This is a genomic window from Micromonospora sp. NPDC004704, assembly GCF_053601675.1.
On the sequence record NZ_JBSGCD010000028.1, the window covers coordinates 13026 to 37591 of the forward strand.

Sequence of the window (24566 nt, forward strand, 5' to 3'; positions counted from 1 at the left end):
CATCGATTACCTACCGACGGGGAGATCATGACGAGCCGCAACCGAACGCGCCGTACGTTCTGGTCACGCACCATTCCCGCAACCATCGCGCTCGGTGCGCTGGTCGCGTCCACGGTGAACGTCCCGGCGCCCTCCGCCGCAGCCGCGACCTCCGGCACCGGCCCCAATCCGGTCGTCACCTGGGACCTCAATGCCCAGACGGCGATCTGGGACATCGCCGGCCAGCAACCGAACGAGCAGGTGCGCAGCTTCGCGATGGTGAGCGGGGCCGTCTACGACGCGGTGAACGCGATCGCCGGTACCCCGTACCAGCCGTACCTCGCCGCACCGAGGTCGAGCGGGACCGAGTCGGCGGACGCTGCCGTCGCTGCCGCCGCCCACGGCGTACTCGCCGCCCTCTTCCCCGATCAGCAGGAGCGGCTCCGGGCGCAGTACGACGACGCTCTCGCCGTGATTCCCGACGGGCGGTCGAAGCAGGGCGGCATCACGATCGGGGCACGAGCCGCAGCCGCGATGGTCGCCGCTCGGCAGGACGACGGCGCGTTCGGGAACCAGCAGTGGCGCAACGGGACAACGCCCGGCCAGTGGCGACCGACGCCGCCGCTGTTCCTGTCCGACGGTGCATGGACCGGACACATGCGGCCGTTCCTCGTCCCCCGTGCGTCGATGTTCCGCACACCCGAGCCGCCACGCCTGACCAGCAGCGCGTACGCCCGCGACTTCAACGAGGTGAAGGAAGTCGGCTCGGCGACGAGCACGGTTCGTACCCAGGACCAGACGGAGGCCGCGATCTGGTGGCACGACCGGCGTTCCGCCTCCTGGGAGATCAAGCGACAGCTCGCCACCACCCAGCGGCTGAACGCCCTGCAAACCGCGCGCTTCTTTGCGATGACCGACCTCATCGTGGCCGACTCGGGAGTGGCGTGCTTCAGCCAGAAGGACTTCTGGAGCTACTGGCGCCCGGTAACGGCGATCCAACTGGCCGACACGGACGGTAACCCGAGGACGGCCGCCGACCCGGGCTGGCAGTCGCTCCTCGTCACGCCCCCCTTCCCCGAGTACCCTTCCGGCCACGCCTGCGGCACCGGTGCGCGGATGTCGCTGTACCGGTACTTCTTCGGCCGGGACGACATCGCTTTCAGTGGATCCAGCGTCGCCTCCGGCACAACCAGACAATTCACCAGCTTCTCGCAGGCGCTCGACGAGCTCATCGGTGCGCGCATCTGGGGCGGCGTCCACTTCCGTACCGCTGACGACGAGGGGGCGAAACTCGGTGAGGAGGTCTACCGCTACGCGGTCCGGCACCACTTCCGCCCTCTGAGATAGCCCGCAGGCCCGGGCCGCTTCTCCCAGATCGGCTCGGGCCCGGAAACCTACACTCATGCGATGACCGATCAGAGTGGTGGCTTCCGCGCGGCGCAGGAGCGTGCCGAGCGGTTGAAGGAGCGTGTCTACATCACGTTCACCGCGCTCGCCGTCGTGCTGGCACTGCGCTCGCACGGAGCGACAGCCGCCGAGGCGGGGGTGACGCTGCTTATCGCGGTCACCGGCACGCTGCTGGCGGTGTTCGTCGCCGACGTGGTCTCGCACATCGCCGTACACGCCGCGCTGCCGGCGAGACATGAACTGAACAGGATGCTCCGGGTGAGCTTCGGTGCACTGGGAGCCCTCGTCGTTCCGTTCGTTTTCATCGGGCTCGCGATCGCCGACAGATGGCCCGTGACCTCGGCGTTGCGTGCGGCGACGATCGCGCTCGTCACGGCGCTCGTGGTGATCGGCTACCTGGCCGTGCGCAGAGTACGGCTGCCCGTCTGGCAGAAACTCGTCGTACTATTCGCGGAGTTCGTCCTCGGCGCGGCCGTGGTGGGACTGGAACTTCTCGCCCACGGTGTCTGACCGCGCCGAGGCGTCGGCGTCGTGGTGCCGCACGCCTGAGCGGGGATTCTGCGAGAGCCACCCGAGCATGTCGTTGACATCGAGGGCGTACCACTCGGTGTATCCGCATGCAGCGCATATCCAGACCTCAAAGCGGCCTGCCTCGACGCGCTTGCGCATCTCCTCGCCGATCGCCGATCCGGAGGCCAGTCGGGTGACTCCCGGCAGGAGCTTCACCACGTTGCCGCTGTCGGGGTCGGGGACCATGAACGGGTCGACCTGCCACAGACGCGGGCACCCACATTTGACGCACCGACGACTCGTACGCATGAGCGCAGGCTAGACGTCCGTCCGGCCGGATCCGGAATGGGTCCGGTGCGGCCGGGGTGCCAGCGTCGATCTCAACGCGAAACGGTGTCGTCGACAGCGGCACGTGGCCGACGGACCGGTCGAGAACGCGCTGCGCCGGCCGGCCGGCGCAGGTACCACTCGGCCACCGCAAGGTTGATCAGCCAACCGGCGAGCACCAGCACGGCCCGAACGTTCCCGTCGGGCTGTTCGCCGGTCGCGAGGAGGTACGGCGCGTTCGTGAACGCCTGCGTGCCGGCGCCGATGCCGATCGCGTAGCCGCGCACCATCCACGCCCGGTGTCGGGTGAAGTCGCGGCGTAGCACGGCGGCGAGGCCGAGGAGGATCGAGGCGGCCATGGCCGAGCCGAAGACGAGTCGCATGCCGGCGAGCACGTCGTTGTCGTGGGCCGGCAGGTCGTACGCGAACGTCATCCACAGGCCGGAGAGGGCGACCGCCAGCCCGCAGGGGACGAGGACCCGTCCGGCGAGGCGGTGCCAGCGGCGGCGGCGCAGGCTCGGTACGAACTGGAAGGCACCGAGGATCGTGTAGACCACCGCGCCGACGATGTGCAGCACCACCGGCAGCGGATCGGCGACGAAACGGGCGTTCGCCGGGGTGACCTCCGGTCCGGTGCCCAGCTCGGTCAGCCGTGCCGCGCCGGCGATGATCGGTATCAGGCTCAGCAGGATCAACGCGGCCGGCAGCCGCCACTCGCGAATTGTCATGCCATCGATGGTGTCCGCCGTACTCACTCAGGTTCATCGACACATGGGCCGCGATCGGGCGGCCCATGGTCGTACGCCGTCGTCGTACTTTCGGCGCCAGCCGCCGATCTGCCGAACCGGGCCGCTGCTCGGCCGGGAGGCAGGTGCCGTTACCCGCGTCCCCGGGTGCGGTTCGTCTCGTACGCCCACATCGCGATCTCGACCCGGTTGCGCACACCGAGCTTGGTCATCACGCTGGTGATGTGCGACTTGACGGTGCTCAACGTGACGTAGAGCTCGTCGGCGATCTCCTTGTTGGTACGCCCCCGGGCGACCGCGAGCAGCACCTGTTCCTCCCGGTCGGTGAGCGCCTCGATCGGCTGCTTCAACGGCGAGGCGGGACCCGAGTCGGCGAACGCCCTCAGCAGACGCGTGGTGACGCTCGGCGCGATCAGCGCGTCCCCGTTGGCGGCCGCGTGGACGGCCTGGCTGAGCAGGTCGGGGCCGGCTTCCTTGAGCAGGAAACCGCGGGCGCCGGCACGCAGAGCCTCGTACACGTAGTCATCGAGATCGAAGGTTGTGATGACGACCACCGCGAGCGGCTCCGCGACCGATGGACCGGCGAGCGCCCGGGTGGCCTCGATGCCGTCCATGCCGGGCATGCGGATGTCGAGGAGGCACACGTCGGGGCGGAGTCGGCGGGCGAGCTCGACCGCCCGGCGCCCGTCGCCGGCCTCGCCGACGACCTCGATGCCCGGCTGTGCGTTCAGGATGATGGTGAGGCCGGTACGGACGATTTCCTGGTCGTCCGCGACGAGCACGCGCACCGTCACGCGCCGACTCCCGCGCGGGGGAGCACCGCCGTGACGGTCCATCCACGGTCGGGGTTGGGGCCGGCCTCGCAGGTGCCGCCGAGCAGGTCGGCACGCTCGATCATGCCCATCAGGCCGAAGCCGGGCGAGCCGGCGGGGCGGGCGGCGCCGGCCTCGCCGTCGTCGCTGACCCGCAGGCGTACGGAGGTGTCGTCGGCCGCGACGCTGACCTCGATGCGGGTGGCATGGCGGGCGTGGCGGCGGGCGTTGGTGACCGACTCCTGGGCCAGGCGGTAGAGCGCGGAGCCGACCGTGGGCGGGAGGTTGTCGAGGTCGCCGCGGATGTCGACGTTGACGGCCGGGCCGGTGTGGAAGCGGCCGGCGAGCCGTTGGATGTCGGCGAGCCGTGGGTTGGGCGCCAGGTCGGCGGGCTGGTCGCGGCGCAGGACGCGGACGATCGTGCGCATCTCGGCGAGCGCGCGGGACGCCTCGGCCTCGATCACGCGGAGTGCCTCGACGGCGGCACCGGGCTGGCCGGCCGAGGCGGCGATGCCGGCCTGCGCGCGGATCGCCATCGCCGACACGTGGTGTGCCACCGTGTCGTGGAGGTCACGGGCGAGCCGTTCGCGCTCCAGCAGTTTGGCCTGGTCAAGCTCGCGCGCTCGGGCGGCGGCGCGGAAGCGGATCGCGATGCCCAGGGTGGCGGCGGCGAACATCACCGCGAACCCGGCGACCAACTCGCTGCCGTCGATCGAGCCGACCAGGCCGGCGGCGGCCACCTTGGTCACCACGAAGAGCGAACCGATCACCGCATCCCGGCCGGCGCCCCAGCGGAACAGCGCATAGGTCAGGAGCACCAGGAAGCTCGTTGTAAACATCTGACAGGCATCGCCGGGCAGCACGAACGGGGCGACCGTCGTGAAGCCGAACGCGATCGCCACCATCACGAGCGGCTCCGTGCGCCGCCACAGCAGCGTGGGCAGCAACGCGAGCGCGATGACGACGCAGCCCACCCGCCACGGCAGATCGGGTCGGGCGATCCCCTCCAACACGATCGCCGGCGCGAGGACGGCGATCAATACCCAGTCGCGCCAGACCCGGGCCGGGACGTGCGGGGCGTGCGGCTCGGCCAACACGGCGCGCAGGCGAGAGTGCACAGGACCATCGTACGAACGGGGCGGCGACTTCAAATCGTCCCAACGTACGCAATCAATCCTCATCAAGCTCTTCATGATCCACGCCGCTCGCTCAGTCGGTTACGGCCGCAGCAGTGGTATTCCAGGTAGCAACGAAGCAGCAGCGTCGGCGCTGCTGGGTTTCTCGCCAATCCGTACAGCAGCGGCGATGGAAACGAAGGCGAATCCAACCGGGCATCACCGATCATCGGCTGCACCTTACGCCCACGTGCCTGCTCGACCAGGTGCCACACGTCATCGGTGTCGCCGATTGGCGGGTGTCGCACACGCCGTGCTCACCATCCGGCAACGGCCTCGCATCCAGGTCATCGACATGACTGAAGCGGTGCCTCACCACGCGCAGGTACGAGATCGCGTAGCGAGCGGATCGCGGCACGCGAGTGCATTGGGTCGGTCCCAGGATCTCTACTCCTTCGGCCACCCCGAGGGATTGCTGACCGACTCCCGTGAGATGCCGGAGCCGGTCTCCGGCCAAACGCCGAAGCGTTCCTCGTGCAGATGCGCGAAGAAGTAGCAGAACTCCTCGCAGTCTGCGTCGAGCACCGCCAGTCGCGGATTCGTCTGGACCGCCTCGTAGAACTCCCGTCCCATCGCGACGATGTACCCGCGGGCGTACAGGAAGCCGTCGTCGGAACCGTCCGTCGCCTCATGGATGTCGGCGCGGTCGATGTCGTACAGCTTTCGCTCGACGACCCGGTCGAGGGCAACCAACTCCGGGCCAGACAGCCCGAGGCACATCTCGCGTAGTGCGGTGAGGAAGGATTCGAGCCAGGTGTCTATGGCGTACAGGTCGATGTCTTCGTCGTTGTCCGGATCCCGATCGAGCAAGGCCCGGCGCAGCGCCGCCGGTTCCGGACCCAGCCGGGCCCATGCCTGCTCCACCACCTCCCAGAACCGGGCCTCCTCTTTGGGCGTCGGCGACGAGCAGGAAGGAGCAAGGTGGGCATCGGTCACCGGCGGACGGTAACCGGACCCACCGACAACAAGGATCTGGCTGCTGACGGCCGTCTCCCGCCTTGCGAGTCATGACGGCGACGTAGCCGATCGGCATCGGGTCGGCGGACCTCGCGAGGGGCCTCGCTATTTGATGGAGATTCATCTTGGGGCGTGCACACTCCACGGCATGCGTACCTCCGATGCGGACCTGGCCCTGCGGTGGCTGGCCGAGGCGGGGATAACACCGGTCGGCCCTGGTCGCTGGCGGGACAGCGAACCGTCGGGCGTGACGGAGATGTCGAACGACGACGTGGCTTTCGCCTGCGCGTACACGATGGTCTTCGATGACCGATCGGACCCGGTACGGCGTGTTCGAACGGCGATGGGCCTGCTGGATCTGACCGGTGAGTTCGAGGTGATGACCCATTTGAACGCGTACGTCATCGACCATGACGACCCGGCGGTCATCGACGCCTTCTGGGCAGGCTGCCGTGCACGTATGGAAGTAGCCGATCCGATCGAGAATCTGCGGTTGTCGCTACGGACGTACTGGTTCCTCGGAGGCACCTCCACGGCCGCCTTCGCCGCGATGATCGGCGACGACGTACGCCGTCTCGTGGCCGCCGATCGCCTGCCGGAGCTGGCCCACGGTCCGCTGCACCACCGCACCCGCCACGTACTGGAAGACTCGGGCACGGTTTGCTGGGCCGACAAGCACGACATCCTCCGGGCCGCCGCGACGGTCGTTGAACTACATCCGGCGGTGCTCCACGCTCTGCTGGCCGGTTCTCACGCGGTCTACGGCGACCTTCAACCAGCGGAGGCGCTCACTCTGCTGGAGCAACTGCACCTTCCGGCCGAGGCCGAAGGCCTCGCCCAGCTGCGGACAGCCTTACGCAAGGGCACCAAAAGCCACTACGACGACCCCGGCCCGTGGAGCGAATCGCCAATGCTCGTCGTGCGGTGCCTCGGTGGAGGTGGGTTCGCGCGAAGTACGCCGTCCGTCGGCGACCGGCCATAGGGTGGTGACTACCTATCCCGGGCTGGCTCGCGGGAAGCCTGTGGGCCGGCCGCCGTCTCGTTCGGCAGCCGCCGTTCGTCGGTCACGGCCGTCCGGGATTTTGGATTTCCGCCGCCTGCCACCGCAGCCGATGGGACTCTGAACGCGGGGAATGCGGTCGCGGGCCCGGGAGAGGCGGCATCGGGATCACGATGAACGGCTTCTGATGCGTACCGCGTTGATCGTGTTGGCCGCCCTGGCGGCGGCCGTGGTCGTGGACCTGGTATCCGGCGTGCTGGTCCGCCGGGTTGCCGCGGGCCGCTACAGGTGGCTGCTGGAGCCGCTGCGGCACGCCTGCCGCCGCCCGGCGGCCGTGGTCCTGCTGGTCGGGGCGGCGGCTCACGGTGGCGGTTGTCACGGTCCTCGCGGTCGGCCTGATCCTGATCACGTTCCGGCCGGTACGCCTCTTCGGCATCTCCGTTCTGACCTCGGCCGGGGTGGTCGGTGCGGTGATCGGTCTCTCCGCCCGAACCGCGCTCGGCAACGCGTTCGCCGGCATCCAGGTCGCCTTCGCCGACGGACTGCACGTCGGCGACGTACTGGTCGTGGACGGCGAATGGGGCCGGGTCGAGGAGGTGAAGCTGACCAACGTGGTGATCCGGCTCTGGGACGACCGGATGCTCATCCTCCCGACCACGTACTTCACCGAGCGACCGTTCCAGAACTGGACCCGGAACGAGTCACGGGTGATCGGCAAGATCCAGTTACATGTCGACCACACCGCCGACCTGGACGACCTGCGGCGGGAGGCACGCCGACTGGTCGAGTCCTCACCGCTGTGGGATCGAGACCGGTGGGTGCTCCAGATGGTCGACGCCACCCCGCAGACCGTGGTCATCCAGGTGCAGGCCTCGGCTGCGGACGGTGCCAGTGCCTGGGACCTGCGCTGCGATCTGCGCGAGGGACTGGTCCGCTACCTACGCGACCAGCACCCCCAGTGGCTTCCCCGCACCCGCAGCCAGTACCAGCCCTGACTCGCAGGAGTCCGGCATCGCCGCCGTGCGCGCCGATGAATGAGTCGGCGCCTACCGGGGACTAGCTGGACCAGGACCGACAGACACAGGAGGCGGTGATGGGCGTCGACCGGGACTGCACCGAGGTGGGGGACGACTTCGTCCGGGTTACCCGTACCGTCAACGCTCCCATCGGCCAGGTCTTCGAGTACGTCGTCGACGTCGACCTGAGCCACATCTTCCCCAGAACCGGACACTCGTCGGCAATCGTGGCCAGCAGCGTCACCACCGGCTGGAACACCCCGGGCCTGCGCCGGACGAACACCTCCGACGACGGCTCGACCAACGAGGAAGAACTACTGACGGTAGAGCCGCCGAACTCGTTCTCGTACCGGATCGACAACTTCAGCTCGCCGCGGCTGCGCGAGGTGGTCGACAGCATCGAGGGGTCCTGGTACTTCAGCGACCAGGAGGACGGCACCACGAGCATCGAGTGGACGTACGCCCTGAACCCGGTGGACGAGGCCGCCCGGGCGACCATCAAGGAGAACCTGCTGCCGCTCTATACCGAGCGGCTGAAGACGGCAATGACCATCCTGAAGGACGACCTCGAGTGCTGAAGCCAGCCCCACGGACCGGCGCCACGCCCGGGCAAGCGGCCGGGCTGGCTCCGGGCGTGTGGTGACCAGGCGCGGGCCCGTCGTCGTGGGTGTGGTGGCCGCCCCCGGGGCCGCGGCCGACCTGGTGCGGGGGGCCGCCGCGGAACTCGCCGACCGGCTCCGCAGCCGGGTCCCGGAGGTCGACTGGGCGGTACGCCTCCAGGTGGCGCGGCTCGTCGATGGGCCGGCCGACCTCGGTCAGCTCATCGAGGCAGCCCGGCGGCGGATGCTGGCCGAGGGTTGGAGTCTGGTCCTCTGCGTGACGGACCTGCCGTTGCAGACCGCGCGACGACCCGTGGTCGCGCATGCCAGCAGCACCCATGGCGTCGCGGTCCTTTCCATGCCCGCGCTCGGTCCCGTCGCCGGGGCCCGGCGGCTGGCCGAGGCCGGGGATCGGCTCCTCGCGGCGCTGCTCGGCGATGCCGACGCGGTCGGCGACCCGGTACGGGCCGGCCCGTACCGCCGACGACTGGCCACCGGACGGCGGGCCCGGGAACTCGGCGCACGCGTGAACCACCAGGCGTCCGGCATCGGCCTGCTGACCGGGGTGTTCGGCGGCAACCTGCGGCTCCTGCTCGGCATGCTCCGGGCGAACCGGCCCTGGCGGCTGGCCGTCCGGCTCTCCCGGCTGCTGGTCGGTGCCTTCGCGACCGCCGTCCTCGCCCTGGTGAGCGTCGACATCTGGCAGCTGTCGGCGGCCTCGGGCAACCTGCGGCTCGCCCTGCTCACGGCCGGATCCGTCCTGGCGGTGGTGCTGACCATGGTGCTCGGGGCGCGCCTCTGGGAGCGGGTCCCGCACGGCCCGGGAGCCCGGGAACAGGTCGTCCTCTTCAACGTGGTCACCGTCCTCACCGTGGTAATTGGCGTCCTCGCGCTGTACGTGGCGCTCGCCGCGCTGACCATCATCGGGGCGATCGCCCTCGTCCCCTGGGACCTGCTCGCCCAATCCACCGGCCGACCAGCCGGCGTCGCCCACCAGGCCAAGCTCGGATGGCTCGCCAGCTCACTGGCCACCGTCGGCGGCGCACTCGGCGCCGGACTCGAGTCCGACTCAGCAGTACGGGAAGCGGCATATCGCTACCAGCCCGACGCGAAGCTGACCGGCGAGCAGGATGGGCCGGATCCGACCGGCGAAGCCGAACCGGGACCGAGCAGCGAGGACGGGCCAATATCCAGTGACGGGCCTGAGCCGGAGCGCAACGACGAGGCCGGCTGACGGCCCGGTCGGCGCTAGGGTCAGGACCGCCGTGGCGCCGCTGCCCGCGGTCAACCGAGCCGCTGAACCTCGATCGCCGACGGCACCGGGGCCTGCCCCACGTCCTGCGGCCCGTTGGCCGACGGCGTCTTGGAGTTGGCCCCGCCGTCCGAAGGCGGTCGCGGCAGCCGGCAGCTTCCGACCGGCGACGGCCGGTGAAAGGGTCCAGCGGCTACTTTGACCCGGGGAGGCCCAATCCCGCTACGAGGGTGTGTTGCCTGTCGCAGCGGGTAACGCAGGCAACACTGGTACCCAGGTTCCGGAGAGGCGAACATGACCCGCGCCGCCGCGATCGAGCTGCCGTCCGGCCAGACGATGCCCGCGCTCGGCCAGGGAACCTGGTACCTGGGCGAGCACCCCACGAGGCGGCAAGACGAGATAGCGGCCCTACGCGCCGGGCTCGACCTGGGCATGACCATGGTCGACACCGCGGAGATGTACGGTGACGGCGCTTCCGAGGAACTCGTCGGCGAGGTGATCGTCGGACGACGCACCGACGTCTTTCTGGTCGACAAGGTGCTGCCGTCCAACGCCAGCCGACGGGGAACCGTGCAGGCCTGCCGTCGCAGCCTGCAACGACTCGGTGTCGACCACATCGAGCTCTACCTGCTGCACTGGCGCGGCACGCATCCACTCACGGAGACGATCGAGGCGTTCGCCGAACTCGTCGACGCCGGTGACATCGGGCAGTGGGGCGTCAGCAACTTCGATCTTTCCGACATGACGGAGCTACTCGAGGCGGGCGGGAACTCCTGCGCGACCAATCAGATCTTGTACAACCTCACCCGCCGTGGTCCGGAGTACGACCTACTGCCATGGCTACGCGAGCACCGAATCCCGGTGATGGCGTACTCGCCGATCGAGCAGGGCCGACTGCTCGGCCACCCCCAGGTCGCGGAGGTCGCCGCCCGGCATCGGGCCACGCCCGCTCAGGTGGCGCTGGCCTGGCTGCTGAGGCAGGAGATGGTTTCGGCCATCCCCCGATCGTCCAAGCCCGAACACACCCGGGAGAACGCTGACGCGCGCAATCTGCATCTGACTGACGAGGACGTGGCGGCACTCGACACGGCGTTCCCGCCGCCGGTCGGCCCGCAACCGCTGGAGATGCTTTAGCGCCACTGCCGCCGAGGGCATGGCGATCAACGCGAAGTCGCTCGGTTGTCGGACCGTCGCGCGGCGGTGATGAGTGCTTCGAACGGCGGACACGGTCGATGGCTGGAAACGGCGGACGTCCTGGAGCCAGCACACGTACTTACTCGATGTCGGCGCGCGCATCCGACAGTGGATCGACCTCCTGATCCGTTCAGCAGGTCACGAAGACCCGCAGGTCGGAATGGTGTGCGACCGCGTGGCACCTCGGGGTCGACGCCAACGCCGGATTCCTCGGGAGCGTGACCAGAATCCGTGCGTCGGGCCCCCACGGTGTCGTCCATGGGTGACCGTGACGAACGTTGCCTGACCATGGGAGGGGGAGCAGCAACGGGATCACTCCCGGGAGTGGTCCCGTTGCTGTCCGACCGGTCTCGCGGCAAGTCATCCGGTACGGCGACCAACCAGGTGGGTCGCGTACGCGCCGGTGGTGAAGAACGTCGGCAGGGTTTCGCCGAGCGCTGTGCGTACGAAAATCTCCTCGGCCTCGGCCCAACGGTGCCCGGCGGCATCGGTCGCGTCCCGGACCGCCGCGACCTCCTCGGCCAGCAGTTTGCGGACCAGTTCCTCGTCCACCGTCCGGCCGTCGGTCAGTCGGGTGCCGGTGTGGATCCACTGCCAGACCTGGCACCGGGCGATCTCGGCGGTGGCCGCGTCCTCCATCAGGTCGAAGATCGCCACCGCCCCGTTGCCGCCCAGCCACGCGTCGAGATAGCGCAGCGCGATCGCGATGTTGTTGCGCACCCCGGACTCGGTCACGGTGCCGCCGGTGGCGGCGATGTCGAGCAGGTCGGCCGGGCCCACCCGGACCTCGTCGCGGAGCCGGTCGAGCTGGTGCTGCCGGTCCCCGAGCGTACGGTCGAAGACGTCCCGGCAGATCGGCACCAGCCCCGGATGCGCCACCCAGGAGCCGTCGAAGCCGTCGGCCGCCTCCCGTTCCTTGTCCTGGCGCACCTTCGCCATCGCGCGGCTGTTGGTCTCGGCGTCCCGGCTCGGGATGGAGGCGGCCATCCCGCCGATCGCGTACGCGCCCCGGCGGTGACACGTCGACACCAGCAGTTCGGTGTACGCGCGCATGAACGGCACGGTCATGCTCACCTGGGCCCGGTCGGGCAGGACGAACTCCGACCGGGTACCGAACGTCTTGATCAGGCTGAAGATGTAGTCCCAGCGGCCGGCGTTCAGCCCCGCGCAGTGGTCGCGCAGCTCGTACAGGATCTCGTCCATCTCGAACGCGGCGGTGATCGTCTCGATCAGTACGGTCGCCCTGATCGTCCCGTGCGGCATTCCGAGCAGCCCCTGCGCGAGTACGAACACGTCGTTCCAGAGCCGGGCCTCGAGGTGACTCTCCAGCTTCGGCAGGTAGAAGTAGGGTCCGCTGCCCCGGTCGACCTGCCGCTGCCCGCAGTGGAAGAGGTAGAGCCCGAAGTCGACCAGGCTCGCCGACACCGGGCGCCCGTCCACGATCACGTGCTTGTCGACCAGGTGCCAGCCGCGCGGCCGTACCACGATCGTCGCCGGGTCCGGCCCGACCCGGTACCGCTTGCCCGTCTCCGCGGTGAAGTCGAGCCGCCCGTCGATCGCGTCGCGGAGGTTGAGCTGCCCGTCGATCAGGTTGGACCAGGTGGGCGACAGGGCGTCCTCGAAGTCGGCCAGCCAGACCCGGGCACCGGAGTTGAGCGCGTTGACCGTCATCCGCCGGTCCGGCGGCCCGGTGATCTCGACCCGCCGGTCGACCAGGCCCGGCGCGGCACCGGCGACCCGCCAACTCCCGTCGGCCCGGATCGACGCGGTCTGTGCCAGCCAGCCCAGCGACTCCTCGCCCCGGGCCAGCCGTTCCCGGCGTTGCGCCCGCGCCACCAGCAGTTCGGCCCGCCGGCCGGCGAACTCCGCGTCGAGCCGGGCGACGAAGTCCAGCGCCTCCGGGGTGAGGATCTCGTCGTACCGGTCACCGTCCGGACCGACGACCGCGATCTGTGAACGCATAGTGGTCGGCATCAGGACACCGCCCCGGTGAACTGTTCCTCCTCGGTCGACCCGCGCAGCGCGACCGTGTCGCTGGTCGGGTTGATCACGGTGCTGACCAGGTCGAAGTAGCCGGTGCCGACCTCGCGCTGGTGCCGGGTGGCGGTGTAGCCGTCGGCCTCGGACGCGAACTCGCGCTCCTGGAGGTCGACGTAGGCGGACATGCCGCCGGCGGCGTAGCCGTGCGCCAGCGAGAACATCGAGTGGTTGAGTGCGTGGAACCCGGCGAGGGTGATGAACTGGAACTTGTACCCCATGTGGCCCAGCTCGCGCTGGAACTTGGCGATCGTCGCGTCGTCGAGGTGCTTGCGCCAGTTGAACGACGGCGAGCAGTTGTAGGCGAGCAACTGGTCCGGGTACTCGGCCTTGATCGCCTCGGCGAACGTACGGGCCGCGTCCAGGTCCGGAGTGGACGTTTCCATCCAGAGCAGTTCCGCGTGCGGCGCGTACGCCAGGCCGCGGGCGATGCACGCGGCCATCCCCGGCCGGACCCGGTAGAACCCCTCCGCCGAGCGCTCACCGGTGAGGAACTCCCGGTCACGCTCGTCCACGTCGGTGGTGAGCAGGGTCGCCGCGTCCGCGTCCGTACGCGCCATGATCAGGGTCGGCACGTCGGCGACGTCCGCGGCCAGCCGGGCGGCGTTCAGCGTACGGATGTGCTGGCCGGTCGGGATCAGCACCTTGCCGCCCAGGTGGCCGCACTTCTTCTCCGAGGCGAGCTGGTCCTCCCAGTGCACCGCCGCCGCACCCGCCGTGATCATCGCGCTCATCAGCTCGTACGCGTTGAGCACCCCGCCGAAGCCGGCCTCGGCGTCGGCGACGATCGGGACCAGCCAGTCCGCCGGCCCGGTCCCGCCGCCCTCGGCGTGCTGGATCCGGTCGGCCCGCAGCAACGCGTTGTTGATCCGTCGCACCACCGCCGGCACCGAGTTCGCGGGGTAGAGGCTCTGGTCCGGGTAGGTCTGTCCGGCCAGGTTGGCGTCGGCGGCGACCTGCCAGCCGGAGAGGTAGATCGCCTTCAGCCCGGCGGCCACCTGCTGCACGGCCTGGTTGCCGGTCAACGCCCCCAGCGCGGGGACGAAGTCCTCGCTGTGCAGCGACTCCCACAGCCGACGCGCCCCGCGCCGGGCCAGCGTCTGCTCCTCCACCACGCTGCCCCGCAACCGCACCACGTCGTCGGCCGTGTACGTCCGGCGGATGTCCCGCCAACGCGGGTCCTGCGCCCATCGCCGGGTCAGCTCGGCGGCCGAGGCGGTCCCCGCCGCGCGCGGTTCGTTGCCCGCGTGACCGGCCGCTACGCCGTTGGCCGTACCCGACGTCTTCGTTCCCGTGAACTCGTCCATGCCAACGTCCTTCCATCCGATTTGCTCGACTCGGTACTGCCTGTGGATCGACCGTGACACAGGTGAACGCACTGGTCGATGGCCCCAATCAGCCAACAGTTGCCAATCTTCGGTGCGGTATTGCAAAGGTTGCGAAGGTACTGTTGGCAAACTGGCAGCCCAACCTGGGAGGGGAGGCCGTCGATGCAGAAGGACGTGGCCGGCGCGCGGCTGCGCAGACTGCGCGAGGAACGCCGGATGACCCAGGCCGCTTTTGCCCGCCTGCTCGGGATCTCGCCGAGTTACCTGAACCAGATCGAGCACGGATCCCGGCCGCTGACCGTGCCGGTGCTGTTGAGCATCAGCGAGTCACTCGGCGTCGACGCCGGTTTCTTCGCCACCCACGACACCGCCCGGCTCACCGCCGAGATCCGGGAGGTCTCCTCCGACGACACGCTGCGCCTCGACATCCCGACCGAGGAGGCGGCCGAACTCGCCCAGCGGATGCCGCACACCGCACACGCGCTGGTCACCGTGCACCGCCGGTACCGGCAACTCGCCGAACAGCTCGCGGCCCTGACCGGCGACCGGGAACACGAGATGGGGGAGCTGGGATCCGGACCGCACGAGGAGATCCGGGAGTACTTCTACCAGCGGCACAACTACATCGCCGAACTCGACGAGGCGGCCGAGCGGCTCGCCGGAGTGATCGGCATCCGTCCCGGCGACATGCGTCCGGTGCTGGCCCAGCGGTTGGGCATGCACGGCATCCGGGTCCGGGTCGGTGAGCCGGGCTCCGGCGAGAACGACGAACTGCACCGGTACGACCCGAGGACCCAGTTGCTGCACCTGTCGGGTTACCTGCGTCCGGGGGCGTTGGCCATTCGGATGGCGACCCAGCTCGCCTTCGCCGAGGTGGGGGAGATCCTCGACGACCTGGTCGACGCGGCCGCGTTGAGCAGCCCGGACTCGGAGACACTGGCCCGGATCGGGCTGGCCAAGTATTTCGCCGCCGCGCTGATCCTGCCGTACGGGGACTTCCACGCGAACGCGGAGGAGTTCCGTTACGACCTCGACCGGCTGGCCACCCACTACGGCATCGGGTACGAGACCGTCTGTCACCGGGTCAGCACGCTCCAGCGACCCAGGGCGCGCGGGGTGGCGTTCTCGTTCATCCGGGTCGACCGCGCCGGCAACATGTCGAAACGCCAGTCGGCGACCGGTTTCCACTTCTCCCGTACGGGCGGGACCTGCCCGTTGTGGAACGTCTACGAGGCGTTCGCCGCGCCGGGCCGGATCCTGACCCAGATCGCGGCGATGCCCGACGGGCGGCGCTACTTCTGGATCGCCCGTACCGTCACCCGGGCCCCCGGTCGGTACGGCCGTCCGGGCAAGTCCTTCGCCATCGGCCTCGGTTGCGACCTGCGCCAGGCCGGGCGTCTCGTCTACTCGACCGGGCTGGACCTGGACGACGCCGACGCCGCCGTGCCGATCGGGATCGGGTGCAAGGTCTGCGAACGCAGCGGTTGCCCGCAGCGTGCGTTCCCGCAGATCGGACGCGGGCTGTCCATCGACGAGAACCACAGCACCTTCGCCCCGTACCCGGTCGCCGAACCGGACCGGTGAATCGTCGCTGTTTACCTTTCCGAGATCAATGTCCACCTATGTTGTTCATGATCGCTCTGCCAGGCTGTGACCCCGATCACCAAGTTTCGGCAGAGGAGAAGTTCGATGCGTAAACGTCTGCTGTCCGCCGTGGGTGCCGTACTGCTGCTGGTGGGGATGGTGCTCGTGCCCGCCGCACCGGCGATGGCCGCGCCCACCTTCAAGGTTCCGTTCCCTTGTGGACAGTCATGGTCCGGGCAGACCCGGACCGACCACAGCCCGGCCCCCGCGATCGACTTCAACCGTACGAACGACGACGGCGACCCGGTGGTGGCGAGCGCGCCGGGGACCGTGGACGTCAGGACGGATCTCGGGAACACCAGTTACGGCCGCTACATCCGGATCAACCACGGCAGCGGCTACACCACCTACTACGCCCACCTGAGCAGCTTCGCCAGCGGTATCGGTGTCGGTTCGACCGTCGGGTACGGCACGGTGATCGGGTACGTCGGCACGACCGGCGGCTCGACCGGTCCGCACCTGCACTACGAACAGCGGCTCAACGGCTCGTACGCCCAGGTCCGCTTCAACGGCGCCCTCGCCCTCTACTACGGGACGAAGACGTACACCAGCGACAACAACTGCGGCAGTGGCGGCAGCGCCACCGGCACGGTCAACACGTCGGGGACCGACCTCAACGTGCGCTCCGGTCCGGGGACCGGTTACGGAATCGTGGGTGCGGTCGCCGACGGTGCCCGGGTGACCATCCAGTGCCAGACGACCGGCACCACGGTCACCGGCACGTACGGCACCAGCAACATCTGGGACCGGATCGGCACCGGCAGGTTCATCTCGGACACGTACGTCCTCACCGGTTACGACGGTTACATCCCCGGCGTACCCCGCTGCTGACAACGGCCCCGGTCGAACCGGCGGCGTCGCGACCCTCCTCCGGTCGCGGCGCCGCCTTCGGGTTTTTACAGCCAGTCTCGGCGTTTGAACACCAGGTAGAGGCAGGTGCAGACCAGGGCCATCAGCGCCAGGGCGAACGGGTAACCGAAGCTCCAGTGCAGTTCCGGGATGTGGTCGAAGTTCATCCCGTAGATGGTGCCGATCAGGGTCGGCGCGAACAGGATCGCCGCCCACGCGGAGATCTTCTTGACCTCCTCGTTCTGCGTGTAGCTGGCCTCGGTCAGGCGCTTGACCTCCTCGTTCTGCGCCTGTGAGACCAGGGTGGCGTTGAGCGTACGGATGTCGGTGAGGATCTGGCGGAAGCCGTCGACCCGTTCGGCGGCGGTGGTGGCGTGGTCGGCCACGTCACCCAGGTAACGCCGTAGCTCCTCGTCGGTGCCGTGCTTGGCAAACCCGGCGGACAGCGCCCGCAGGATGTCCAGTAACGGTCGGGAGGCCCGCTGGAACTCGATCACCTCGCGGGAGAGTTCGTAGATCCGGCGGGTCACCTTCGGGTCCCCGCCGAAGACCTCGGTCTCGATCTCGTCGATGTCGTGCTGGAGCCCGGCGACCACGGGTGCGTAGCCGTCCACCACCGCGTCCAGGATCGCGTACAGGACCGCCTCGGGACCACGACGCAGCAGTTCGGGATCGTTCTCCATCCGGCGCCGTACCGCTCCCATGTCCGGGGCCTCGCCGTGCCGGACGGTGAGGACGAAGTTCGGGCCGACGAACACGTGCAGTTCCCCGAAGTCGACCTCCTCGATCTCGTCGAGGTAGCGGGCGGCGCGCAGCACCACGAACAGGGTTTCGCCGTACCGTTCCAGCTTGGGGCGCTGGTGGGCGACCACGGCGTCCTCGACCGCCAACTCGTGCAGGCCGAACTCCTCGGCCACCGCCATGAGCTGGGCCTCGGCCGGTCGGTAGAGCCCGATCCAGGCCATCGTGCCGGGCTGCCGGCGCAGCAGCTCGCAGGTCCCGGTCACGCTCGGCGGCGCGTCGACGCGGTGACCGTCCCGGTAGATGCCGGAGGTGACGACACTCTCCTCCACCGATGCCGGCTGGGTCTCGGCCCGGGGGTCCATCGACAGTTCCGGCGGCGAGGGCTGCGGGTACCGCTCGTGCGACCGGCGCCAGGCGCGCTTGGCCGGACGCTGGGCGCGGGACCGCCAATCGGACATGCCACGCCTCCACCCCCGCTGGTCCGAACAAAGCTCGTCTTCCACACTCGCAGAGTTCGCCGACGGCCGGACGGCCCCTGGCTATCCGGAGGCCGGAACTTGGTTCAGTGGTTCCTGAATACAGCAGATCGTGTACTGTCCCGTCCCATGGAGGCACTGACGTACGGCCAGGTGCTGGCCCGGTTCGGCCACGCCCTGTCCGACCCCACGAGAGCCCGCCTGCTGCTTGCGCTGCGTGACGGACCGGGCTATCCGGCGGAGCTGGCGGACCTGCTCGGGGCGACCCGGCAGAACCTCTCCAACCACCTCGCCTGCCTGCGCGGATGCGGCCTGGTGGTGGCCGTACCGGAGGGTCGCCGGACCCGGTACGAGCTGGCCGACCCCCGCCTGGCCCATGCGCTGGGTGACCTGCTGGGCCTGGTGCTCGCGGTCGACCCCGCTGCCTGTGCGGAGTCCGAGAGTCAGGACTGCTGCTGATGGCCACCGCGATCTCCCTCGGACCGGGGCCGGAACGGTCGGCGGTGCTGACCCGGCGGGTCCGGCTCCTGGTCGCCGCGACGATCACGTACAACGTGATCGAGGCGGTGATCGGGATCGGCGCGGGTGTCGCGGCGTCCTCCACCGCGCTGATCGGTTTCGGTCTGGACTCGGTGATCGAGGTGTCCTCCGCGGCGGCCGTGGCGTGGCAGTTCGCGGGTGCCGATCCGCGCGCACGGGAGCGGACCGCGCTGCGGCTGATCGCGTGCTCCTTCTACGCCCTTGCCGCCTTCGTGACGGTGGAGGCGGTACGCGCCCTCGCCGGTGGCGGGGAGGCGGAACACTCGTCGGTCGGGCTCGTGCTGGCGGCGGTGTCATTGGCGGTGATGCCGTTACTGTCGTACGCCCAGCGCCGGGCCGGGCGGGAACTGGGCTCGCGGTCGGCCGTGGCGGACTCGAAGCAGACCCTGCTCTGCACCTACCTGTCCGCGGTGCTGCTGGTGGGCCTGGCGCTCAACAGCCTGTTCGGCTGGTCCTGGGCGGATCCGGTCGCGGCGCTGGTGATCGCGGCGGTGGCGGTCAGGGAGGGCCGAGCGGCCTGGCGCGGCGACACCTGCTGCACCCCGCTACCGCCGGCCGCGGGCGGTATCGGCCCCGACGGCGCGGCGGGGCTGCCCGGAGGTGGCGCGGCGGCGGGCTCGGGCTGCGCCGACGGGTGCTGCTCGTCCTGAAGCCCGTCGGCGCGACCCGTCCGTCGGTGCCGGGCGCGCTCCGGCTCCGGTCACCCAATGTAAGGACTCTTTACAGTACGTCGCATCGGTGCCTATCATTCGGCCAGCGTCATTCGCGTTGATCACTCAAGTCGCGCCGGTCGACCGTCACCGCACTGCGTCCCGACCCCTGAGTCAGCGGGCCGATGTGCGCGGACGGGCGCCGCGCACCCCCCGAGCAGGGAGCGTGACATGCAGACGTCCGGCCGGTTGATGACAGGCACAGGGGACAGGCGCTCCACCCGGGTACGCAGACGCCGGCTCGGCGGCGCCGTACTCACGCTCGCGCTGGTGGTCCAGACGATGGTGCTCGCCGGCCCGTCGGCGACACCGGCGCTGGCGGACACCGCCCCGACCGGCCCGGCCCAACTCGTACCGATCCCGGCCAATCTGGTCAACGTGCCAGGGGAGTCGTTCGTGGTCGGACCGGCGACCCGGATCGTGGTGCCCCCCGACGCCACCGAGGCACTCCCGGTGGCGGAGACCCTGGCGGCGATCATGCGCCCGTCGACCGGCTACCCGCTCCCGGTCGCGACGGCCACGCCCCAGCCGGGCGACATCGGACTGCACCTCACCGGCACCGCCGACCTCGGCGCCGAGGGTTACCGACTCGACGCCTCGACCGCCGGGGTACGGCTGGAAGCGGCCGAGCCGGCCGGGCTCTTCTACGCCGTACAGACCCTGCGTCAACTGCTTCCGCCGTGGATCGAGAGCCCGACCGTACGCCCCGGCCCGTGGATCGTCGACGGCGTACGGATCACCGACAGCCCCCGGTACGCCTACCGGGGCGTGATGCTCGACATCGCCCGGCACTTCCAGTCGCCCGAGGTCGCCAAGCGGCTGATCGACCAGGCGTCGGCGTACAAGCTGAACGTGTTGCACCTGCACGTCAGCGACGACCAGGGTTTCCGGATCGCGATCAACGGTCGGCCCGAACTCACCACCATCGGCGCCCAGTTCTCCATCAACAACGATCCGGGCGGCTACTGGACCCAGGCCGAGTACGTCGACGTCGTCAACTACGCCGCCGCGCACTTCATGACCGTCATCCCCGAGGTCGACTCACCCGGGCACACCAACGCGATCGTCATGTCGTACGCCGGACCGCAGGCCGACCCGGTCCTGCCCGACGTCAACTGCACCAACCGCACCCCGCCGCAGTGGAACCTCACCGGTGCCGTCGGCTACAGCGCGATGTGTCCGGAGAGCCCCAACACCTGGGCGATCATCACGGACATCGTCAGCCAGCTCAGCGCGATGACACCCGGCCCGTACTACCACCTCGGCGGTGACGAGGTGCCCGCGACGACCCTGTCCAGCGAGCGGTACGTCGACTTCGTCGACCGCGAGTCCCAGATCGTCAAGGCACAGGACAAGATCGTGATGGGCTGGGCGGAGATCTCCCAGGCGAACTTCGACCGGCCCGGATCGCCGCAGGCGGTGGCCCAGTTCTGGAACAACGGGAACCCGACCGGCTCCGGCGGCGACTCGGCCCGGCGGGCGGTGCAGAAGGGCATGAAGGTCGTCATGTCACCGGCCAACCACACCTACCTGGACATGCAGCAGTTCGTCGGCAGCCCGCTCGGGTTGAGCTGGGCGGGCCGGCTGGACGTGTCGCAGTTCTACAACTGGTCCGGCACCAGCAGCGACCCGGGGGCCTACATTCCGGCGCGTACCACCGGCGGGATCACCCTGCCCGCGGTGACCGACGCGGACATCATCGGCGTCGAGGCGCCGATCTGGTCCGAGACGCTGCGGACCCTGGCCGACATCGAGTTCCAGGTCTTCCCCCGGATGCCGGCGACGGCGGAGATCGGCTGGTCGCCGAACGTCCACCCCGAACGCAACCTCGCCTCCTTCGTCTCCCGGATCGCCGGCCACGGCGCACGCCGGCAGGTGCAGGGCCAGAACTTCTACGCCTCCCCGCAGGTGCCCTGGCGGGTCGACGTGGCAGCCCCGGACATCACCACCGACCGGCGGACGGTGTCCGGTGAGATCGCCTCGATCGCCACTCCGGGTGCGGCGGTCGACCAGGTGGCGGCGACGGTCGACTGGGGCGACGGGACCACGTCGGCGGCGACCCTGAGCGGCACCGCCGGCACGAACAAGACCATCAACGGCATCTACTCGGCCACGGCGCAGCACGCGTACGCCCGCGACGGCGTCTACCGGGCGACGATCACGGCCACCCGACCGGGCGGCACCACGACGGCCCACTTCACCGTGGTCGTGAACACCTGCACGGCGACGGTCTCGGGCAACCACAACGGTCCACTGCTCGTCGCCGCCGGGGTGACCTGCCTGGCCGGCGCCACGGTGTCCGGACCGGTGACGGTACGGGCGGGAGCATCACTGATCGCCACCGGTGCGTCGATCCGGGGACCGGTGTCGGCGACCGGTGCGGCGGTGGTCGAACTGCTCGGCGGGTCGGTCAGCGGGCCGGTGAGCATCAACGGGACCACCGGTGACGTGATCGTGGAACGGGTCGGTATCAGCGGTCCGCTCGTCCTGACCGGGACCGCCACCGTCCCGGCACCCCTGGTCGCCGGCAACACCGTCAACGGCCCGCTCGCCTGCACGGGCAACACACCCGCACCCGTGAACGACGGCCTACCCAACACCGTGCACGGCCCGTCCACCGGCCAGTGCCGAGCCCTCTGACCTGGGCGGGGTGACGGGTCAGGCCGGCGGGCGGCGCAGGACCGTGACCGCGAAGTCGGCGTCGGCCCGCCACGGGCGCAGGTCCCAGGTGGCGAAGCGCTGCTCGACCAGTAGCCCGGCGGCGTCGGCGTGGGCGTCGAAGTCGGCCAACGGGTAGCCCCGGTCGGTGCCGAACCCGACCACCACCGGCCCGTCCGGGCGTACGTGCGCGGCGAGCCGGGTCAGTACGGCAGCCTCCGTGCCGGATGCGACGTACGGCATCACGTTGCCGGCGACCACCACGGCATCGAACGGATCCGGCTGCCCGGCGGCGGGCAGGTCCAGTTCGGCGAGGTCGGCGACGAGCAGGGTCAGTTCGGGGTGGTCGACGCGGGCGGCGTCGATCAGCAGCGGATCGGCGTCCACGCCCACCACCCGGTGACCGCGTACGGCGAGTGCGGCGGCCACCCGACCGGTCCCGCACCCGGCGTCCAGGATCCGCGCGCCGGGCGCCACGATCGCGTCCACCAGCCGGGCCTCACCGGCCAGGTCCGCCCCCTCGGCAGCCAACTGCCGGAACCGGTCGACGTACCACTGCGAATGCCCGGGTGCGGTTTCGGTCACCCACCGTGTTGGTCGTTGCATGAGCCCACCGTAACCACCCCCACCCGTGCCTCCCGCCCCACCCCGCCCCGACCGCGACCCAGGGCGCACGGGCACGTATCAGCCCTGGACCGGCGCGTTGAGGTAGGCGAGTACGGCGCGGACCCGGCGGTGGGCGTCGTCCGCGGGTGGGAGGTCGAGCTTGCCGAGGATGTTGGTGATGTGCTTCTCGACCGAGACGGGAGCCAGCACCAGCCTCGCGCAGATCGCCGAGTTCGACAGTCCCTCCGCCATCAGGCCGAGCACCTCGCGCTCCCGTGGGGTGAGACCGTCGATGCCGTGGTTGCGGCTGTTGCGGGTGAACAACTGCCGGACCACCTCGGGGTCCATGGCGGTGCCACCGGCGGCGACCCGGTCGACCGCGTCGAGAAAGTCGTCCAGCGCGGTGACCCGGTCCTTGAGCAGGTAACCGACACCGCCGCGCCCGTCGGCGAGCAGCTCCGCGGCGTACGCGCGTTCGACGTACTGGGAGACGATGAGCACCCTGGTGTCGGGGTCGGTGGCCCGCAGGTGCAGGGCGGCCCGCAGGCCCTCGTCCCGGAATCCGGGTGGCAGCCGGACGTCGACGATCGACACGTCCGGCCGGTGCTCGGTCACCGCCGCCACCAACGAGTCGGCGTTGTCGACGGCCGCGACGACGGTGTGCCCGGTGTCGGTCAGCAACCGCACCAGACCCTCGCGCAGCAGGAGCAGGTCTTCGGCGATCACGATGCGCATGGGAACTCCGCCTCCAGGATGGTGGGTCCGCCGACCGGACTGGTCAGGGTGAGTACGCCGTCGAGCGCCTCGACCCGGCGACGCAGCCCGTCGAGTCCGGATCCGTCGGGGTCGGCTCCGCCCCGACCGTTGTCGGCGAGCCGGATCCGGAGCGTGTCGGCGACCCTGGACAGGTCGATGGTGCAGGTCGTGGCGTCGGCGTGCTTGCCGGCGTTGGTGAGTCCCTCCGCCACGACGAAGTACGCCGCCGACTCGACCGCGGCCGGGTAGCGGTCACCGGCGTCGCCGTTCAGCTCGACGGTGAGCGGGCTGTCGCCGGCCAGCGCGGCAAGGGCGGCGTGCAGGCCACGGTCGGTCAGGATCGGCGGGTGGATGCCGCGTACCAGGCGTCGCAGCTCGGCGAGCGCCTCGTCGAGCTGTCGCCGGGCGAGCGCGACGTCGGCCTGCGCGCCGGTGGTCGTCCCGCCGCCGGTGCCCAGTTTGCGGGCGGCCAGGGCCAGGGTCATGCCGGCGGCGACGATCCGGGCCTGCGCCCCGTCGTGCAGGTCGCGTTCGATCCGGCGCAGCTCCGCGGCCTGCGCGTCGACGACCCGCTGCCGGGTTTCGGTCAGGTGGGCCGCCTGCTCCACCAGGCGCCGGTGGGTGCCCGGCGCGAGCAGGGCCCGCGCCAACAGGGCCTGCAGACCCGCGACGGTACGCAGCAGCCACGCGACCACCGGCACCAGGAGCAGCCCGAGCACGGTGAGGACGATCCGGCCGGACGTTGTGGTCATCAGCGGCTTCATCGGGAACGGCGCGTGCGGATTCGGCACCGCCCACGCCCAGACCGGCGCCACGATGGCACCGAGGTCGACCGCGCTGACCACGATCGCGGCGCACCCACCCGCGAGACCCAGCGGGAACAGCAGGACCAGCCAGGCGAAGTCGCGCCAGGTGGCCGGCTGGGTTCCCACGGCGGTGACCCGCTGGCGGACCGTGCCGCCGGTGCCCGGCAGGTACGGTGCGGGAATCGTCGCCCCGAGCACCCAGCCGGCGCGGCGCCGCTCGATGCCGGCGAGCGTACGGCCGAGCCGGGCGGCGCAGAGGAAGGCGGGCCCGCCGAGCTGGGTGACGGCCAGCAGGGTGACGCCGAGGACCGAGGCGAGGGTGAAGGCGAACCCGGCAACGCCCGCGACCACGCCACTGACCAGGTACGCCAGGGCCCGCGCCGTCGCCTTTGTCATCGCAAGGATGCTAGTGCCGACGGCGCGGACCCCGACCGGCAC

The 24566-nt window shown here is 70.1% G+C and carries 23 protein-coding genes; 12 read left to right on the plus strand and 11 right to left on the minus strand.

What is annotated here, in order from left to right; translation table 11 throughout:
- Positions 1 to 27 precede the first annotated feature (27 nt).
- Both ACWEFB_RS28880 and ACWEFB_RS28885 read left to right on the plus strand, forming a co-directional pair.
- Entirely contained in the window at positions 28 to 1326 is a 1299-nt protein-coding gene (locus tag ACWEFB_RS28880; protein ID WP_452290410.1) for a vanadium-dependent haloperoxidase, read from the plus strand.
- Positions 1327 to 1386: 60 nt separating this feature from the next.
- Positions 1387 to 1896 carry a hypothetical protein gene (locus ACWEFB_RS28885; protein ID WP_452290412.1) on the plus strand — a complete coding sequence of 170 codons (510 nt, stop codon included), beginning with the start codon at positions 1387 to 1389 and terminating at the stop codon, positions 1894 to 1896.
- Here ACWEFB_RS28885 and ACWEFB_RS28890 read toward each other — a convergent pair.
- The 5 genes from ACWEFB_RS28890 to ACWEFB_RS28910 form a co-directional block, all read right to left on the minus strand.
- On the minus strand, positions 1831 to 2205 hold the full coding sequence (locus ACWEFB_RS28890; protein ID WP_452290414.1) for a hypothetical protein: 375 nt from the start codon (positions 2203 to 2205) through the stop codon (positions 1831 to 1833). The two genes, ACWEFB_RS28885 and ACWEFB_RS28890, sit on opposite strands and share 66 nt — an antisense overlap.
- A 71-nt stretch (positions 2206 to 2276) precedes the next feature.
- Positions 2277 to 2951, minus strand: coding sequence for a DUF2306 domain-containing protein (locus tag ACWEFB_RS28895; RefSeq protein WP_452290416.1), 675 nt, complete (start codon positions 2949 to 2951; stop codon positions 2277 to 2279).
- 149 nt (positions 2952 to 3100) lie between these two features.
- Positions 3101 to 3763 (minus strand): response regulator, encoded by a 663-nt coding sequence (locus ACWEFB_RS28900; protein WP_452290418.1) that lies wholly within the window; start codon positions 3761 to 3763, stop codon positions 3101 to 3103.
- Positions 3760 to 4899: a sensor histidine kinase gene (locus ACWEFB_RS28905; protein WP_452290420.1), complete on the minus strand. Its 1140-nt coding sequence runs from the start codon at positions 4897 to 4899 to the stop codon at positions 3760 to 3762. Before ACWEFB_RS28905 ends, ACWEFB_RS28900 begins: the two co-directional genes overlap by 4 nt.
- Before the next feature lie 444 nt (positions 4900 to 5343).
- Positions 5344 to 5892: a DUF4240 domain-containing protein gene (locus tag ACWEFB_RS28910; protein ID WP_452290422.1), complete on the minus strand. Its 549-nt coding sequence runs from the start codon at positions 5890 to 5892 to the stop codon at positions 5344 to 5346.
- Between the two features lie 169 nt (positions 5893 to 6061).
- Here ACWEFB_RS28910 and ACWEFB_RS28915 point away from each other — a divergent pair, with 169 nt between their 5' ends.
- From ACWEFB_RS28915 to ACWEFB_RS28935, 5 genes are all read left to right on the plus strand, one after another.
- Positions 6062 to 6895, plus strand: a complete 834-nt coding sequence (locus ACWEFB_RS28915; RefSeq protein WP_452290424.1) for a hypothetical protein — start codon at positions 6062 to 6064, stop codon at positions 6893 to 6895.
- 383 nt (positions 6896 to 7278) lie between these two features.
- On the plus strand, positions 7279 to 7908 hold the full coding sequence (locus tag ACWEFB_RS28920; RefSeq protein WP_452290426.1) for a mechanosensitive ion channel family protein: 630 nt from the start codon (positions 7279 to 7281) through the stop codon (positions 7906 to 7908).
- A 98-nt stretch (positions 7909 to 8006) separates the two neighbouring features.
- Positions 8007 to 8507 carry an SRPBCC family protein gene (locus ACWEFB_RS28925; RefSeq protein WP_452290428.1) on the plus strand — a complete coding sequence of 167 codons (501 nt, stop codon included), beginning with the start codon at positions 8007 to 8009 and terminating at the stop codon, positions 8505 to 8507.
- A 94-nt stretch (positions 8508 to 8601) separates the two neighbouring features.
- Positions 8602 to 9762, plus strand: coding sequence for a hypothetical protein (locus ACWEFB_RS28930; RefSeq protein ID WP_452290430.1), 1161 nt, complete (start codon positions 8602 to 8604; stop codon positions 9760 to 9762).
- Between the two features lie 312 nt (positions 9763 to 10074).
- Positions 10075 to 10914: an aldo/keto reductase gene (locus tag ACWEFB_RS28935; RefSeq protein WP_452290432.1), complete on the plus strand. Its 840-nt coding sequence runs from the start codon at positions 10075 to 10077 to the stop codon at positions 10912 to 10914.
- A gap of 420 nt (positions 10915 to 11334) precedes the next feature.
- Here ACWEFB_RS28935 and aceB read toward each other — a convergent pair whose 3' ends face one another.
- Positions 11335 to 12936 carry a malate synthase A gene (gene aceB, locus ACWEFB_RS28940; protein WP_452290434.1) on the minus strand — a complete coding sequence of 534 codons (1602 nt, stop codon included), beginning with the start codon at positions 12934 to 12936 and terminating at the stop codon, positions 11335 to 11337.
- 11 nt (positions 12937 to 12947) lie between these two features.
- Positions 12948 to 14318 (minus strand): isocitrate lyase, encoded by a 1371-nt coding sequence (gene aceA, locus ACWEFB_RS28945; protein WP_452290436.1) that lies wholly within the window; start codon positions 14316 to 14318, stop codon positions 12948 to 12950.
- Between the two features lie 183 nt (positions 14319 to 14501).
- Between aceA and ACWEFB_RS28950 the strand changes: the two genes are divergently transcribed.
- Together ACWEFB_RS28950 and ACWEFB_RS28955 are read left to right on the plus strand one after the other, a co-directional pair.
- A complete protein-coding gene (locus ACWEFB_RS28950; RefSeq protein WP_452290438.1) occupies positions 14502 to 15923 on the plus strand; it encodes a short-chain fatty acyl-CoA regulator family protein in 1422 nt (473 codons plus the stop codon).
- 105 nt (positions 15924 to 16028) lie between these two features.
- Positions 16029 to 16814, plus strand: a complete 786-nt coding sequence (locus tag ACWEFB_RS28955) for a peptidoglycan DD-metalloendopeptidase family protein (protein WP_452290440.1) — start codon at positions 16029 to 16031, stop codon at positions 16812 to 16814.
- Between the two features lie 65 nt (positions 16815 to 16879).
- Here ACWEFB_RS28955 and ACWEFB_RS28960 read toward each other — a convergent pair whose 3' ends face one another.
- Positions 16880 to 18034, minus strand: coding sequence for a magnesium and cobalt transport protein CorA (locus tag ACWEFB_RS28960; RefSeq protein WP_452290442.1), 1155 nt, complete (start codon positions 18032 to 18034; stop codon positions 16880 to 16882).
- A 147-nt stretch (positions 18035 to 18181) separates the two neighbouring features.
- Here ACWEFB_RS28960 and ACWEFB_RS28965 point away from each other — a divergent pair, with 147 nt between their 5' ends.
- The 3 genes from ACWEFB_RS28965 to ACWEFB_RS28975 all read left to right on the plus strand — a co-directional run bounded on the left by ACWEFB_RS28965 (position 18182) and on the right by ACWEFB_RS28975 (position 21942).
- Positions 18182 to 18511: an ArsR/SmtB family transcription factor gene (locus ACWEFB_RS28965; protein WP_452290444.1), complete on the plus strand. Its 330-nt coding sequence runs from the start codon at positions 18182 to 18184 to the stop codon at positions 18509 to 18511.
- Positions 18511 to 19242: a cation transporter gene (locus ACWEFB_RS28970; protein WP_452290446.1), complete on the plus strand. Its 732-nt coding sequence runs from the start codon at positions 18511 to 18513 to the stop codon at positions 19240 to 19242. The genes ACWEFB_RS28965 and ACWEFB_RS28970 overlap by 1 nt, the downstream gene beginning before the upstream one ends.
- Before the next feature lie 231 nt (positions 19243 to 19473).
- Positions 19474 to 21942 carry a family 20 glycosylhydrolase gene (locus ACWEFB_RS28975; protein ID WP_452290448.1) on the plus strand — a complete coding sequence of 823 codons (2469 nt, stop codon included), beginning with the start codon at positions 19474 to 19476 and terminating at the stop codon, positions 21940 to 21942.
- An 18-nt stretch (positions 21943 to 21960) separates the two neighbouring features.
- On the opposite strand, the gene ACWEFB_RS28980 is transcribed toward ACWEFB_RS28975, so the two are convergent.
- The 3 genes from ACWEFB_RS28980 to ACWEFB_RS28990 all read right to left on the minus strand — a co-directional run bounded on the left by ACWEFB_RS28980 (position 21961) and on the right by ACWEFB_RS28990 (position 24524).
- A complete protein-coding gene (locus ACWEFB_RS28980) occupies positions 21961 to 22566 on the minus strand; it encodes a class I SAM-dependent methyltransferase (RefSeq protein WP_452290450.1) in 606 nt (201 codons plus the stop codon).
- Positions 22567 to 22644: 78 nt separating this feature from the next.
- On the minus strand, positions 22645 to 23301 hold the full coding sequence (locus ACWEFB_RS28985; protein ID WP_326559142.1) for a response regulator transcription factor: 657 nt from the start codon (positions 23299 to 23301) through the stop codon (positions 22645 to 22647).
- Positions 23289 to 24524, minus strand: coding sequence for a sensor histidine kinase (locus ACWEFB_RS28990; RefSeq protein WP_452290453.1), 1236 nt, complete (start codon positions 24522 to 24524; stop codon positions 23289 to 23291). Before ACWEFB_RS28990 ends, ACWEFB_RS28985 begins: the two co-directional genes overlap by 13 nt.
- Positions 24525 to 24566: the final 42 nt, after the last annotated feature.